This is a genomic window from Streptomyces sp. NPDC098781, from assembly GCF_044759995.1.
Lineage (GTDB): Bacteria > Actinomycetota > Actinomycetes > Streptomycetales > Streptomycetaceae > Streptomyces.
This window is the reverse complement of sequence record NZ_JBIWAK010000012.1, coordinates 161,987-176,844: the sequence shown is the minus strand read 5'-3', so window position 1 is coordinate 176,844 and position 14,858 is coordinate 161,987. Positions and strand designations below refer to the sequence as shown.

At 71.8% G+C, this 14,858-nt stretch carries 12 protein-coding genes; 9 read left to right on the top strand and 3 right to left on the bottom strand.

The annotated features are described in order from the left end of the window. Positions 1–100: 100 nt before the first annotated feature. Positions 101–1,738: a penicillin-binding transpeptidase domain-containing protein gene (locus tag ACIQWG_RS37555; protein ID WP_404104539.1), complete on the bottom strand. Its 1,638-nt coding sequence runs from the start codon at positions 1,736–1,738 to the stop codon at positions 101–103. 161 nt (positions 1,739–1,899) lie between these two features. On the opposite strand from ACIQWG_RS37555, the gene ACIQWG_RS37550 reads away from it, so the two are divergent. Continuing rightward, on the top strand, positions 1,900–2,847 hold the full coding sequence (locus tag ACIQWG_RS37550; RefSeq protein ID WP_404104536.1) for a calcium-binding protein: 948 nt from the start codon (positions 1,900–1,902) through the stop codon (positions 2,845–2,847). Between the two features lie 55 nt (positions 2,848–2,902). Here the strand turns inward: ACIQWG_RS37550 and ACIQWG_RS37545 are convergent, their stop codons facing one another. Beyond that, a complete protein-coding gene (locus ACIQWG_RS37545; RefSeq protein WP_404104534.1) occupies positions 2,903–3,823 on the bottom strand; it encodes an NADP-dependent oxidoreductase in 921 nt (306 codons plus the stop codon). Between the two features lie 132 nt (positions 3,824–3,955). Further along, the gene (locus ACIQWG_RS37540) at positions 3,956–5,707 is read right to left on the bottom strand and encodes a dolichyl-phosphate-mannose--protein mannosyltransferase (RefSeq protein ID WP_404104532.1); all 1,752 of its coding nucleotides are present in this window, start codon (positions 5,705–5,707) and stop codon (positions 3,956–3,958) included. A gap of 62 nt (positions 5,708–5,769) precedes the next feature. Here ACIQWG_RS37540 and rsmI point away from each other — a divergent pair, with 62 nt between their 5' ends. The 8 genes from rsmI (at position 5,770) to ACIQWG_RS37500 (ending at position 14,830) form a co-directional block, all read left to right on the top strand. Further along, on the top strand, positions 5,770–6,618 hold the full coding sequence (gene rsmI, locus ACIQWG_RS37535; protein ID WP_404104530.1) for a 16S rRNA (cytidine(1402)-2'-O)-methyltransferase: 849 nt from the start codon (positions 5,770–5,772) through the stop codon (positions 6,616–6,618). A 190-nt stretch (positions 6,619–6,808) separates the two neighbouring features. Beyond that, entirely contained in the window at positions 6,809–7,219 is a 411-nt protein-coding gene (locus tag ACIQWG_RS37530) for a hypothetical protein (protein ID WP_404104528.1), read from the top strand. Positions 7,220–7,266: 47 nt separating this feature from the next. After that, positions 7,267–8,148 carry a TatD family hydrolase gene (locus ACIQWG_RS37525; RefSeq protein WP_404104526.1) on the top strand — a complete coding sequence of 294 codons (882 nt, stop codon included), beginning with the start codon at positions 7,267–7,269 and terminating at the stop codon, positions 8,146–8,148. 139 nt (positions 8,149–8,287) lie between these two features. Beyond that, complete coding sequence (locus ACIQWG_RS37520) at positions 8,288–9,730, top strand: ubiquitin-like domain-containing protein (protein WP_404104523.1); 1,443 nt, start codon at positions 8,288–8,290, stop codon at positions 9,728–9,730. Between the two features lie 61 nt (positions 9,731–9,791). Next, positions 9,792–10,700 (top strand): 16S rRNA (adenine(1518)-N(6)/adenine(1519)-N(6))-dimethyltransferase RsmA, encoded by a 909-nt coding sequence (rsmA, locus tag ACIQWG_RS37515; RefSeq protein ID WP_404104521.1) that lies wholly within the window; start codon positions 9,792–9,794, stop codon positions 10,698–10,700. Beyond that, positions 10,701–11,618, top strand: coding sequence for a 4-(cytidine 5'-diphospho)-2-C-methyl-D-erythritol kinase (locus ACIQWG_RS37510; RefSeq protein WP_404104518.1), 918 nt, complete (start codon positions 10,701–10,703; stop codon positions 11,616–11,618). Between the two features lie 165 nt (positions 11,619–11,783). Beyond that, positions 11,784–12,902 carry a peptidoglycan recognition family protein gene (locus ACIQWG_RS37505; RefSeq protein ID WP_404104515.1) on the top strand — a complete coding sequence of 373 codons (1,119 nt, stop codon included), beginning with the start codon at positions 11,784–11,786 and terminating at the stop codon, positions 12,900–12,902. Between the two features lie 116 nt (positions 12,903–13,018). After that, entirely contained in the window at positions 13,019–14,830 is a 1,812-nt protein-coding gene (locus ACIQWG_RS37500) for an ABC-F family ATP-binding cassette domain-containing protein (protein WP_404104512.1), read from the top strand. Positions 14,831–14,858 lie beyond the last annotated feature (28 nt).

The following is a 14,858-nucleotide window of genomic DNA, read 5'->3' as shown; positions in this document are numbered from 1 at the left end:
TCCGTTCCCTCGCGTATTCCAGGAGCCCCCGCCGCCCCGCCGACCTCACGCATACCAACGACGACGACCACCCTAGAGTCCCGCGCCGCGGGGAATGAGTTCAGCCGGCCGCTCGTAGCACGGCTGCGACAATCGGCCCCGCAGCGTCGCCACCATGGCCGCCCTGCTGGGACATGGCCGCCGCGGCCACATCATCACGGAAACCCGTGAACCAGCTGTCCGAAGTGGCCTTCCCGTCGACCTCGGCCGAACCGGTCTTGGCGCCGATGTCCCCGCCGAGCCCGGCCATCGCCGGGGCGGCGGTGCCCTGCGTCGCGGTCAGCCGCATCATCTGCTTCAGCTGGGCGGCGGTGCTCGACGGCAGCCCCTTGGCGGTGGCCAGTCGGCGCCCGTCGAGCTGGGGCGAGATCAGATACGGCTGCCGGAACTCGCCGGTGATCGCGGTCGCCGTCACCGACGCCATGTTCAGCGGGCTCATCTGGACCTGGCCCTGGCCGATCGCGTTGGCCGCGCGGTCCGGGCCGGAGGAGGCCGGGACACTGCCGTCGAAGGAGACGATGCCGGTCTTCCAGTCGTCCCGGCCGAGCCCGAACCGCTCCTGGGCCTCGTTCATCAACGAGGCGTCGGTGAGCGGGTCCTCGTCGACGAGCTTGATGAAGGCGGTGTTGCAGGAACGCAGGAAGCCGTTGGCGAGCGTGGCGTTCGCGCTCTCGTCGGCCTTCAGCCCGTCGAGGTTCTTGAAGGTCTGGCTCTGCCAGGTGGCGGTGGCCGGGCAGGGCGCGGGGCCGTTCATCGTGGTCACGCCGTTGTCGATGAGCATCGCCGCGGTGAGGATCTTCATCGTGGAGCCGGGGGCGACGCGGCCCTCGAAGGCGGCGTTGAAACCGTCCTCGCGGTGGTTGGCCACGGCCAGCACCTCGCCGGTGCTCGGCTTCACGGCGACGACGGAGGACTGCGCGTACTTCTTCACGGCCTTCTCGGCCGCCGCCTGCACGCCCGCGCTCAGCGTCGTCTCCAGCTTGCCGGGCGTGCCCTTGGAGAGGGTCAGCAGCGAGGTGTCCGCCGACTCGTCGGCGTGCCGGATCGACAGCTCGACGCCCGGCTCGCCGCCTGCCTTGTCGCCGTACTTGGCGCGCAGCGCGTCCAGGACCGGGCCGAGCGAGGGGTACTTCTCCTTCGTCAGCACGGTGCCGTCGCGGTCGAGGGCCTCGATGGGCGGGTTCGCGGCCTCGCCGGTGACGAGGGTGTCGTTCCGCTTCAGCTGCGGGTGGACCACGGTGGGCTGCCAGTCGACGAGGGCCCGGCCGGTGGTCTTGCCGCGTACGACGGTGAGTTCGCTCTTGTACGTCAGCGGCTTGGACTTCCCGCCGTAGGACACCTTGGCGCTGACGGTGAAGGGCACGGTGGCGCTCTTCGCGGCGCCGGGCGTGATCTTCACGCCGGTGATGTGGGCGCCCTCGCTGAAGGAGGACAGCACCGTCCGTGCGGCGGCGTCGTTGTTCGTGTACGTCGAGGCCTGTGCCGCCTCGCCCTTCTCCCAGGCCGCGAAGAACTTGCCGGTGGTCTCCTCGACCTCCTCCGAGCTCGGCGGCCCGGTCCGCTCCTCCGCGGGCCCCGCGGAGCCCGTCGCCCCACCGCCGTTCAACGCCGACACGATGTTGTAGGCGCCGTATCCGGCCCCGCCCACCATCACCGCGAACACGCTGCCTATGACGGCGGCCTTGACCCCCTTGGCCATGATCCCCTCCCCGTTAAGTCCTCCGCACTGTAAGTGACATGACGGAAACCTGGGGGAGTTGTTTTCTTTTGTTGTCCAAGCGAGAGGTGGGCAACCAAGCGCCCCGGCCATGGGTCACACGTGTGGCCCGGATCCCCGACCCGGGCCATGGAGGTTGCGCAATGTCCTTTCGGCTCAGCGGGCACCGGGCGCTTCGCGCCGCGGCGGTGCTGACCCTGGCGCTCGGCACGGCCCTTGCCCTTCCGATGGTCCTGACCGCCACGCGCGACAGCCCGGGGCCACCGGCCACGGCAGAAGTGAAGTTCGAGACGCTCCATTACACGGCGGCCCCCGGCCAGAACAACAGGGTGACCGTCGACGCGTCGACGGTCGGCTTCACCTACGCCTATGTGATCGATGACGTCGTCGCCATCGTCCCGGGGACCGGTTGCGCCTACCCCAGCACCGCCGACCACACCAAGGTCTCCTGCCAGGTCCAGATCAATGACATGGCCACGGACCCGATCCGCACGCTGCTGCTCCAGCTCGGCGACGGCGAGGACACCGCCACGGGCGGCCACATCGTCGGCAATTTCAACATGGGCTACACCGAGATCAACCTGGGCTCCGGCAACGACACCTGGAACGGCACCGGGCGCGAGGCCGGGCGTGTCTACGGCGGTCCCGGCGACGACACCATCACCGGGAGCGGCCAAGTGATGATCGAGGGCGGAGCCGACGACGACACCCTCCACAGCGGCGGAGACGTGCTGGGCGGCTCCGGTGACGACGTGATCCAGGGTGAGGGTGGCGCGGACTTCCAGACCCTGTCCGGCCAGCGGGGCGACGACACCATCCACGGCGGTCCCGGCGACGACGTGCTGTTCGGCAACGAGGGCAACGACGTCCTGTACGGCGACGACGGCGACGACCGGATCTGGGGCGAGACGGGCAACGGCTACGAACTGTCGCGGGACGAGAAGCTCGGCAGGAAGCGCGACGACAAGCTGTACGGCGGCCCCGGCACGGACGAGCTCTACGGCGGACCGGGCCCGGACGAACTGTACGGCGGACCCGGCACGGACAAGCTGGACGGGGGGACCAGCCCCAACACGGTCGTCCAGGACTGAACGGCGACCGAGCGGCGGCCCCCCTCCGGTCACGCGGGGCACCGGCGGGGCTCGCTCAGTCCTCGGCGACCCGGATGATCGTCTTGCCGGGCGTGCGCTTGTCCGGCGTGAACGCGGAGGCTGCCTCGGCGAGCGGCCGGACGGCGCCGACGATCGGCTTGAGGCGGCCGTCCCGCAGCCGTTGGGCGAGGTCGGCCAGGCGGGAACGGTCGGGTTCGACGACGAAGAACACGGCTCGCCCGTCGCGGGGGTGGACGGTGACCGGCTCGGCGATGGTGACCAGGGTGCCGCCGGGGCGGACCAGTGCGGTGGAGCGTTCGAGGATCTCGCCGCCGATCACGTCGAACACCACATCGACCTCGCCGATCTCCTCCAGTTTCGCGGCCTGGAGGTCGACGAACGCGTGCGCGCCCAGGCCGAGGGCGGTGTCGCGGTCGCCGGCCCGGCCGGTGCCGATCACCCGGGCGCCGGCCTCGCGGGCCAGCTGCACGGCGATGGAGCCGACGCCGCCCGCGGCGCCGTGGATGAGGACGGTCTGCCCGATGGTCAGGTGGGCGTGGTCGAACAGGCCCTGCCAGGCGGTGAGCCCGGAGATCGGCAGCGCGGCGGCCGTGAGGTGATCGACGTCGGCCGGGAGCGGGGCGAGGTTGCGGGCCTCGACCGCCGTGTACTGGGCCAGCGAGCCGTTGCGGGACCAGTCGGTCACCCCGAACACGCGCTGCCCGACCGTCAGGCCGGTGGTGCCGTAGCCGAGTTCGGCGACCACGCCGGACAGCTCGTGGCCGGGCACGCTCGGGGTCCGGTCACGACCGGCCCGGTCGGCCCAGGTGCCGGGCCAGTCCAGTTCACCCGGGGTGAATCCGGCGGCGTGGACCTCCACGATCACGTCGTTCTCGGCGGCGTGCGGATGGGGCAGCTCGGAGAGGGTCAGACCGCTGACACCGGCGCCGCGGTCCTGGACGGTGATGGCTTGCATGGGGGGTTCCTCCGAGTAGGCAGCGACGGACGGCTGACAGAGCCGTTGTGGTCACGCCTTGAACCCTAGGAGGGAAGCGGCCCAGATGGTTGGGCCACTTGCGTGCACTTTCAGTGGGCCATCGATGCCTGGCTAGACCCAGGTGTCCAGCCACATCCGCGACCGCCAGTCGTCGATCGGGATCGCCGTCCCCGTATAGATCGGCCAGAAGTAGATGAAGTTCCAGGCGATCAGCAGCACCAGCACCCCCGCCCCCGTCGCCCCCGCCACCCGGCGGGTGTCGCTCGATCCCGGTGGGCCGATGATCGCGCCCAGGAGCATCGCGGCGGCCAGGCAGAGGAAGGGGAGGAAGACGACGGCGTAGAAGAAGAAGATGGTGCGTTCCTGGTAGAGGAACCAGGGAAGGTAGCCCGCCACCACGCCGCAGACGATCGCGCCGGCGCGCCAGTCGCGGCGGAAGGCCCAGCGCCACAGGACGTAGAGGGCCGCGAACGCGGCCACCCACCACAGCAGCGGGGTGCCGAGGGCCAGGACCTCGCGGGCGCACTTCTCGCCCGCCTCGACGGGGCAGCCGTCCTTGCCGGGGGTGGGGGACTCGTAGAAGTAGGAGACCGGGCGGCCCAGGACGAGCCAGCTCCACGGGTTGGACTGGTAGGTGTGCGGGGACGACAGGCCGACGTGGAACTCGTACACCTGGTGCTCGTAGTGCCACAGGCTGAGCCACCAGTCGGGGAACAGCCAGGACCAGCTGCTGGAGCGGCCGTTCGCACTGGCCCAGTCGCGGTAGTAGCCGCCGCTGCCGTCGGTCGGGGAGAGGATCCAGCCCGCCCAGGACACGATGTACGTGGCGATCGCCACCGGGACCGTCGCGAGGAACGCCAGGCCCAGGTCCCGCTTGAACACCGCCGTGTACGGGTGACGCGCACCGGCGACCTTGCGGGCGCCGACGTCCCAGAGCACCGTCATCAGGCCGAACGCGACCAGGAAGTACAGGCCGTTCCACTTGGTGCCGATGGCCAGGCCCAGCATCAGGCCGGCCAGCCAGCGGTAGGGGCGCCACCCGAGGCGCAGGGTCTCGGCGATGTGCGCGTCGGGGCGGACCAGGCCGTCGGGGTCGGCCGGCAGCGCGGCGGCGAGTTTCGCGCGGGCCCGGTCCCGGTCCAGGACCAGGCAGCCGAACGCCGCCAGCACGAAGAACATCAGCACCCCGTCGAGCAGCGAGGTGCGCGCCATCACGAAGGCCAGCCCGTCCACCGCCATCAGCGCGCCCGCCAGACAGCCGAGGAAGGTGGAGCGGAAGATCCGGCGGCCGATGCGGCACAGCATCAGCACGGCGAGCGTGCCCAGCAGCGCCGTCATGAAGCGCCAGCCGAACGGATTGAACCCGAACATCAGCTCGCCGAGCCCGATGACGTACTTGCCGACCGGCGGATGCACGACGTACGCCGCGTCCGTAGGGATGGGCACGTCGCCGTTGCTCGACAGGATCAGGTTGTTGACGTTCTTGTCCCAGTTGACCTCGAAGCCGCGGTGCACGAGCGCCCACGCGTCCTTGGCGTAGTACGTCTCGTCGAATATCACCCGCTTCGGGTTGCCCAGGTTCCAGAACCGCAGCACCCCGGCCAGCAGCGTCACCAGCAGCGGACCGCCCCAGCCCGACCAGCGCGCGATCTTCTCGGCGAGCGGGCGCGAGACCCCGATGAACTGCCACATCCGCGGGCTGGGCTGGACGTACGGCGGCACCAGCCGGTCGCGTACGTCGCTTCTGGGCGCCGCCGTGTAGCCGAAACGGCGCAGCCGCTGCTGCCACGACGGCCGCTGTTCGTGCGGTGCCTGGCCCTGCCGGGTGTCCGTGGAGTCCATGGACGACGCTGTACTGGTCACCGCGCCATCGTAGGGAACACGTCTGTGACAGTCGCGTGGATGCGCCCTGCGAGGATGGAAACGTGACAGGAACCCTTGTTTTGGCAGGCACTCCCATCGGCGACGTCAAGGACGCCCCGCCCCGGCTCGCCGAGGAACTGGCCGGCGCGGACGTGGTCGCCGCCGAGGACACCCGGCGGCTCAAGCGCCTCACCCAGGCGCTGGACGTGCAGCCGGCCGGGCGGATCGTGTCGTACTTCGAGGGCAACGAGTCGGCGCGGACACCCGAGCTGGTCGAGGCGCTGCTGGCGGGCTCGCGGGTGCTGCTGGTGACCGACGCCGGGATGCCGTCCGTGTCGGACCCCGGGTACCGGCTGGTCGCGGCGGCCGTCGAGAAGGACATCCGGGTCACCGCCGTCCCCGGGCCGTCCGCCGTGCTCACCGCGCTCGCCCTGTCCGGGCTGCCGGTGGACCGGTTCTGCTTCGAGGGGTTCCTGCCGCGCAAGGCGGGGGAGCGGCTGGGGCGCCTGAAGGAGGTCGCCGGGGAGCGGCGCACGCTCGTCTACTTCGAGGCACCGCACCGGCTCGACGACACGCTCGCCGCGATGGCCGAGGTGTTCGGCGCCGAGCGGCGGGCCGCCGTGTGCCGGGAGCTGACCAAGACGTACGAGGAGGTCCGGCGGGGCGGGCTGGGGGAGCTGGCGGAGTGGGCCGCCGAGGGGGTGCGCGGGGAGATCACCGTCGTGGTGGAGGGGGCCCCCGAGAAGGGCGCCGAGGAGATCGACGCCGCCGAGCTGGTGCGCCGCGTTCGCGTCCGCGAAGAGGCGGGGGAGCGGCGCAAGGAGGCCATCGCGGCTGTCGCGGTGGACGCCGGGGTGCCCAAGAGAGAGGTCTTCGACGCCGTCGTGGCGGCCAAGAACGCGGGGGCGTGAAACGCTTTGTGAGCAGGGCGGATTTCGCATGAGCGCGCGCCCCATGCCGGGGTAAAGCGACCCGGGCCTTTCGGCAAGGAACCTTCAAGTCGGCTCCAACACTGGACAGATCCCGTGCCTTCGCTCCTGCGGAGGAGTCCACTGGGTGGTGGGACGCGAACCGTCCCTCCAGCGGACAACGGGAGCTGGCATGAGCGAGATCACAGGGCAGACCGGCCTTCGCAACGGGGCGACCGCCGTCGTACACGAGTCGTACTCCTTCGCCTGCATGCGCTGCGGGCACGGGTGGGAGCAGTCGTACGAGATAGAGCACCACATGGACGGCGAGGGCCGGGAGTTCGTGATGTACGTGGCGGACGGCCAGGTCGTGCCGTCGCCGCTGAGCCGGCCCACGTGTGCCAACTGCGACAACCACGTCGTACGGATCATGCGGCCGGGGCGGGTGGCGTCGGTGCGCGACGCGGTGCACAGCCGGCGCGCGGTACCGGCCGCGGGCCCGGTGGAGGTGCCGGGCGGCCCGGCCGACGGGGCGGCCCCCGAGGAGCACCACCACTGGCATCTGTCGGATCTGCTGCACGTCTTCCAGCGCAAGGCGAGCTGAGCCGGACGGCCCGCCGCGAAGGCATGCCCCTTTCGTAGGATCGGGGCATGCCTTCGAACGCCGCCGACAAGCACGCCGCCCCGCCCGCGCCGGAACCGCTCCGGGTACCGGTGGCCGACTCGCACACCCACCTCGACATGCAGTCCGGCACCGTGGAGGAGGGCCTCGCGAAGGCGGCCTCGGTCGGAGTGACCACGGTCGTGCAGGTGGGCTGTGACGTACGCGGCTCGCGGTGGGCGGCCGAGACGGCGGAGCGGTACGACGCCGTGCACGCGACCGTCGCCCTGCACCCGAACGAGGCTCCGCGCATCGTGCACGGGGACCCCGACGGCTGGTCCCGGCAGGGCGCGCGCGAGCCGGGTGGTGCGCGGGCGCTCGACGAGGCGCTCGCCGAGATCGACCGCCTGGCCGCGCTCCCGCAGGTCAAGGGCGTCGGCGAGACCGGGCTCGACTACTTCCGCACCGGGCCCGAGGGCAAGGAGGCGCAGGAGGCGTCCTTCCGTGCGCACATCGAGATCGCCAAGCGGCACGGGAAGGCGCTAGTCATCCATGACCGGGACGCTCACGCGGACGTGCTGCGCGTGCTGAAGGAGGAGGGCGCGCCGGAGCGGACCGTCTTCCACTGCTACTCCGGGGACGCCGAGATGGCGCGGGTGTGCGCCCGCGCCGGATACTTCATGTCCTTCGCCGGCAACGTCACCTTCAAGAACGCCCAGAACCTGCGGGACGCGGTCGCCGTGGCCCCGCTGGAGCTGCTCCTGGTGGAGACCGACGCGCCCTTCCTCACGCCGGCGCCGTACCGCGGACGGCCCAACGCGCCGTATCTCATTCCGATCACGGTGCGGGCCATGGCGGCCGTACGGGAGATCGACGAGGACGTGCTGGCGGCGGCCCTGGGGTCGAACACGGCACACGCCTTCGGTTACTGACCGATAACGCCGGGCGACGCTCGCACGGGTTCACGCCGGGCGCTCGTCGCTGTGCGTAGTCGCGTCGCTTTGGCGGGCCACCGACCCTCCGCTAGGTTCTGGGGGCCCGAAACGGACCCCTCCGCTGGAGCGTGTCGTCGTGAGCAACGCGCAGTTCGAGACGTACGGAGCCACCCCGGCCCACGAGCCCTGGGGGTACGGCGGCTTCGACCCGTACAGCGCTCAGACGCTGGCGTACGGCGTGCCCCACCCCTATGAATCGCTTACGGACAGTCACAGAGACGGGTACGGAGACGGGTACGACAGATACGAGGCGCACGGGACGCACGAGACGCACGAGGTCCGCGGGGCGTACGACACCCATGACGCCTACGAGGACACGTACCGGCCCGCCTACGAGCTGAGCGAGGCGGCGCATCCGTCCGTCGCGCGCCCCCGCGGCGGCCGCCGGGCCGCGCACCGGCGCAGGGCGCGCGCGGCCGAGCGGGGCGACGGGACGATGCGCCGGCTCGTCCCGCAGGCGCTGGTCGTGGCGTTCCTCGCGGGCGGCACGAGCGCGTTCGTCGCCAAGGACAAGGCGGTCGAGCTGAACGTCGACGGCAAGCCGCGCACCCTGCACACCTTCGCGGACGACGTCTCCGAGCTGCTCGCCGAGGAGGGCGTCGAGGTGGGTGCGCACGACGTGGTCGCGCCCGCGCACGGCGCGGGGCTCGCCGACGGTGACGCGATCGCCGTGCGCTACGGGCGCCCGGTGCGGCTCACGATCGACGGTCAGCGGCGCGAGGTGTGGACGACGGCGCACACCGTCGAGGAGGCGCTCACCCAGCTGGGGGTGCGAGCGCAGGGCGCGTATCTGTCGACCTCGCGCTCCCGGCGCATCGGGCGGGAGGGGCTCACGCTGGATGTGCGCACAGAGCGCGCGGTGACGGTCATGGCCGACGGACGGGCCCGCACCATCCGCACGAACGCGGCGACCGTCGGCGAGGTCGTCGAGCAGGCCGGCATCACCCTGCGCGGACAGGACGCCACCTCCGTCCCCCTGGACGCCTTCCCGCGCGACGGGCAGACGGTCACCGTGCTGCGGATCACCGGCCGCAAGGAGATCCGCGACGAGGCCCTCCCGTTCGCCGTGGAGCGCATCGAGGATCCCTCGGTCTTCAAGGGCACCGAGGTCGTGGAGCGGGCCGGGCAGGCCGGGCTGCGGCGGATCACGTACTCGCTGCGCACCGTCAACGGCGTCCGGCAGAAGCCGCGGCGGATCAGGACCGAGGTGGTGCGCGAGCCGCAGACGCAGGTGGTGAAGGTCGGCACCAAGCCCCTGCCGAAGTCCGTCAGCGGTGCGGGCCGGCTGAACTGGGAGGGCCTCGCGGCGTGCGAGTCCGGGGGGCAGGCGGACGCGGTGGACTCGTCGGGGACGTACGGCGGGCTGTACCAGTTCGACAAGCAGACCTGGCAGAGCCTCGGCGGCGAGGGGCGCCCGCAGGACGCCCCGGCGGCCGAGCAGACGATGCGCGCGAAGAAGCTGTATGTGCGGCAGGGGTCGAGCCCCTGGCCGCACTGCGGGGGGCGGTTGCACGGGTGAGGTCCCGCTCACGGGTCACGGGCGTACGATCGCGCCCGGCGGCGCCCCGTACCCTTGTCGGGTGAGCAGCCCCACCCCCGACGCCCTCCTGGGCCCCGCCGACGTCCGCGAACTCGCGGCAGCCCTCGGCGTGCGCCCCACCAAACAGCGCGGCCAGAACTTCGTGATCGACGCGAACACGGTCCGCCGCATCGTCCGCACCGCGGAGGTACGGCCCGGCGACGTGGTCGTCGAGGTCGGCCCGGGGCTCGGCTCCCTCACCCTCGGCCTGCTGGAGGTGGCCGACCGCGTCACCGTCGTCGAGATCGACGACGTACTGGCCGCCGCGCTCCCCGCCACCGTCGCGGCCCGCATGCCGGAGCGCGCCGACCGTTTCGCGCTGGTGCACTCCGACGCGATGCACATCACCGAGCTGCCCGGCCCGCCGCCCACCGCGCTGGTCGCCAACCTCCCCTACAACGTGGCCGTCCCGGTCCTGCTGCACATGCTCGCCACCTTCCCGAGCATCGAACGCACCCTCGTCATGGTGCAGGCGGAGGTCGCCGACCGGCTGGCCGCGGCGCCCGGCTCCAAGGTGTACGGCGTGCCGTCCGTGAAGGCCAACTGGTACGCCGAGGTCAAGCGGGCCGGCGCCATCGGCCGCAATGTCTTCTGGCCCGCACCGAACGTCGACAGCGGGCTCGTCTCCCTGACCCGGCGCGCGGAACCGGTCAAGACCACCGCGTCCAAGCGCGAGGTCTTCGCCGTGATCGACGCCGCCTTCGCCCAGCGCCGCAAGACGCTGCGCGCCGCGCTCGCCGGCTGGGCCGGTTCGGCGGCGGCGGCCGAGGCGGCCCTGGTCGCGGCCGGTGTCTCACCGCAGGCCCGCGGCGAGGCCCTGACCGTCGAGGAGTTCACGGCCATCGCGGAACACAAGGAAGCCGCCGCCGAGTCGGCCGGGTCCGCGGCCCAGCACAAGGAGTCCGAGTAAGTGAGCGCGAGCGTCACCGTACGGGTCCCCGCCAAGGTCAACGTCCAGCTCGCGGTGGGCGCCGCCCGGCCGGACGGCTTCCATGACCTGGCCAACGTCTTCCTCGCCGTCGGCCTGTACGACGAGGTCACCGCGACCCCCTCGCCCGAGGGTCTGCGCGTCACCTGCGAGGGCACCGACGCCGACCAGGTCCCGCTGGACCGTACGAACCTCGCCGCCCGCGCCGCCGAGGCGCTCGCCGCGCGCCACGGCCGCACCCCCGACGTGCATCTGCACATCGCCAAGGACATCCCGGTCGCCGGCGGCATGGCGGGCGGCAGCGCGGACGGCGCGGGCGCGCTGCTCGCGTGCGACGCGCTGTGGGGCACCCGTGCCTCCCGCGAGGAACTCCTCGACATCTGCGCCGAGTTGGGCAGCGATGTGCCGTTCAGCCTGGTCGGCGGCGCCGCGCTGGGCACCGGACGGGGTGAGAAGCTCCGTACGCTCGACGTCGGCGGGACCTTCCACTGGGTGTTCGCGATGGCCGGCCGGGGGCTGTCGACGCCCGCCGTCTTCCGGGAGTTCGACCGGCTCGGCGAGGGCACCGACGTCCCCGAACCGGTCGCTTCCCGGCCGCTGCTCGACGCGCTCGTGAAGGGCGACGCCGACGCGCTCGCCGCGGCCGTCTCCAACGACCTCCAGCCCGCCGCGCTCTCCCTCTTCCCGGAGCTCGCCGACACCCTCGCCGCCGGTCTCGCCGCGGGCGCCCTGACGGCGCTGGTCTCCGGTTCGGGTCCGACGACGGCGTTCCTCGCCCGCGATGCCGAGTCGGCCGAGAAGGTGGCCGAGTCCCTGCGGTCGTCCGGCACTTGCCGCGCGGTGCGCACGGCGTCCGGGCCCGCGCGGGGCGCCACTGTCGTGGGCCGAGCCGGGGCGTGACGCCGTACTCGTAAGTAGGCGTTCTTCGCCCGATCTCCACACGGATGTCCCGCGAACGCGGTACACGTGGGGCCGGTGGGACGGTTAGGGTCACTTGACGTTTCAAGCGTCAGGCCCGTGTGTGCCGACGCGCCGTCACGCGCACCTCTGGAAGGGGACACTCCCGTGTCCGAATCCCCCACACCCGACCAGCCGTCCCACCGTAGAAAGCGCTCCCTGTCTCGTCGCGGCATGATCGCCGCCGGCGGTGCGGTGGCCGCCGGAGCCGCGGTCACCCCGATGGTGTTCGCGGCCACCGACTCCGGTGAGCCCGACAACTCCGCCGCCGGCTCCGGCGATTCCGGTACGACGCCGGAGCGGTTCCCCGCCACCCGCACCGAGGCCGCCACCGGCACCGGCGAGGCCACCACCGCCTTCGCCGCCTCCTACGTCGGTGTGCGCTGGTCCGGCGCGAAGACGGGCGCCGCCATCCGGCTCGCGGACGGCGACTGGCTGAACCTGACGAGCGGCTGCGCCGGCGTCGAGAGCGGCGGGACGGCACTGGTCGCCGCCGCCGACGCCACCGCGTACCAGGTGAAGGCCCCGAGCGGCATCGACGGGGTGCGTTCGCTGGCGATCGACACCACCGGCGGACCCGACCGCACCTTCCACGTGCCGAGCGAGCCCACGCGCATGCGGGGCGTGCGCTATCTCTCGCGTCCGGCCTGGGGCGCCGACGAGTCCAAGCGGTACAAGGACGGCAAGGTCAACTCGCCGGAGACGTACTACCCGTTGCAGGTCATCACGGTCCACCACACCGCGACGCCGAACGCCGATCCCGACCCCGCCGCGACGGTCCGCGCGATCTACGAGTACCACGCGATCACCAACGACTGGGGCGACATCGGCTACCACTTCCTCATCGACGAGGCGGGCAACGTCTACGAGGGCCGCTACTCCGGCGCCGACGGCATCCCCGCGTTCGACCCGGCCGGCGACCTCGTCACCGGCTTCCACTCCGTGGGCTACAACTCCGGCGCCCTCGGCATCGCCCTGATCGGCAACCTCGACCAGCAGGCCCCCACGGACGCGGCCAAGGCCTCCCTGATCCTCCTCACCAAGGCGATATGCCGGTTCAAGGGCCTGGACCCCGAGGCGCGGGTGACCTACACCAACCCCGTCAACGGCACGAAGAAGGACACGAACACCGTCGGCGGGCACCGGGACTACTTCGACACCGAGTGTCCCGGCCAGGTCATGTACGACCTGCTGGGCGAGGTCCGCGCGGCGGCCGCCCGCCGCTGACGCCGGCCACGGCGACGCGCCCCGGGGACGACGGGGGATCCCCGGGGCGCGGGTACGGGACTGTCGGCGGGCGCGACTACCCTGGAGGGTCGATCGTCCCCCTGGGCAGGAGAGAAATGGCCGTCAACCTGGTCAATGTCGAGAACGTCAGCAAGGTGTACGGCACCCGTGCCCTGCTCGACGGCGTCTCGCTCGGCGTCTCCGAGGGCGACCGCATCGGCGTCGTGGGTCGCAACGGCGACGGCAAGACGACCATGATCCGCATGCTGGCCAAGCTGGAGGAGCCCGACACCGGCCGGGTCACCCACTCCGGCGGGCTGCGCCTCGGCGTGCTCACCCAGCACGACTCCCTCGACCCCGAGGCGACCGTCCGGCACGAGGTCATCCGCGACCTGGCCGACCACGAGTGGGCCGGCAACGCCAAGATCAGGGACGTGCTGACCGGTCTGTTCGGCGGCCTCGACCTGCCCGGCTTCCCGCAGGGACTCGACACCGTCATCGGTCCGCTGTCCGGTGGCGAGCGGCGCCGGATCGCGCTGGCCAAGCTGCTCATCGACGAGCAGGACCTGATCGTCCTCGACGAGCCCACCAACCACCTCGACGTCGAGGGCATCTCCTGGCTCGCCCGGCACCTGCGGGAGCGGCGCTCGGCGCTCGTGTGCGTCACCCACGACCGCTGGTTCCTCGACCAGGTCTGCACCCGCATGTGGGACGTGCAGCGCGGCGACGTGTTCGAGTACGAGGGCGGCTACTCCGACTACGTGTTCGCGCGGGCCGAGCGCGAGCGCATCGCCGCGACCGAGGAGGTCAAGCGGCAGAACCTGGTCCGCAAGGAGCTGGCCTGGCTGCGCCGCGGCGCGCCCGCGCGCACGTCCAAGCCGCGCTTCCGCGTCGAGGCGGCCAACGAGCTGATCGCCGACGTGCCGCCGCCCCGGGACAGCAGCGAGCTGATGAAGTTCGCCTCGTCCAGGCTCGGCAAGACGGTGTTCGACCTGGAGGACGTCACCGTCCAGGCCGGCCCCAAGGTGCTGCTCAAGCATGTGACCTGGCAGCTCGGACCGGGCGACCGCATCGGTCTCGTGGGGGTCAACGGCGCCGGGAAGACGTCGTTGCTGCGCGCCATGGCCGAGGCCGCGCGGACCGAGGGCGAGACGCAGCCGGCCGGCGGGCGGATCGCGGTCGGAAAGACCGTCAAACTCGCCTATCTGTCCCAGGAGGTCGCCGAGCTCGACCCGAACACGCGGGTGCTGGAGGCCGTTCAGCAGGTGCGCGAGCGCGTGGACCTGGGCAAGGGCCGCGAGATGACCGCCGGGCAGCTGTGCGAGACGTTCGGCTTCGGCAAGGAGAAGCAGTGGACGCCGGTCGGCGACCTCTCCGGCGGTGAGCGGCGCCGGCTCCAGCTCCTGCGGCTGCTGATGGACGAACCCAACGTCCTCTTCCTCGACGAGCCCACCAACGACCTCGACATCGAGACCCTCACGCAGTTGGAGGACGTCCTCGACGGCTGGCCGGGCTCGATGATCGTCATCTCCCACGACCGGTTCTTCGTGGAGCGCACCACGGACCGGGTGTTCGCCCTGCTCGGCGACGCCGCGCTGCGGATGCTGCCGCGCGGCATCGACGAGTACCTGGAGCGCCGCCACCGCATGGAGGCCCAGGTCGCCGCCGCGGCCGCTTCGTCCCCGGCGGCCGAGAAGGCCGTACCGGAGCGCAGCGCGGCCGATCTGCGGGCCGCCAAGAAGGAGTTGCAGAAGATCGAGCGGCAGCTCGACAAGATCTCCGAGCGGGAGACCAAGCTGCACGCCCAGATCGCCGAGAACGCCACCGACTTCGCGAAGGTCGCCGAACTCGACGCGGAACTGCGCGATCTGGCCGGTCAGCGGGACGAACTGGAGCTGCGCTGGCTGGAACTCGCCGAGGAGGCGTAGCGCGGCGACCGCCCCGAGGACGGGCTCC

Excerpts from the sequence above, each read along its gene's own strand:
- ACIQWG_RS37555 (WP_404104539.1), bottom strand. The coding sequence starts at position 1,738 with ATGGCCAAGGGGGTCAAGGCCGCCGTCATAGGCAGCGTGTTCGCGGTG.
- ACIQWG_RS37550 (WP_404104536.1), top strand. The coding sequence starts at position 1,900 with ATGTCCTTTCGGCTCAGCGGGCACCGGGCGCTTCGCGCCGCGGCGGTG.
- ACIQWG_RS37545 (WP_404104534.1), bottom strand. The coding sequence starts at position 3,823 with ATGCAAGCCATCACCGTCCAGGACCGCGGCGCCGGTGTCAGCGGTCTG.
- ACIQWG_RS37530 (WP_404104528.1), top strand. The coding sequence starts at position 6,809 with ATGAGCGAGATCACAGGGCAGACCGGCCTTCGCAACGGGGCGACCGCC.
- ACIQWG_RS37525 (WP_404104526.1), top strand. The coding sequence starts at position 7,267 with ATGCCTTCGAACGCCGCCGACAAGCACGCCGCCCCGCCCGCGCCGGAA.
- ACIQWG_RS37500 (WP_404104512.1), top strand. The coding sequence starts at position 13,019 with ATGGCCGTCAACCTGGTCAATGTCGAGAACGTCAGCAAGGTGTACGGC.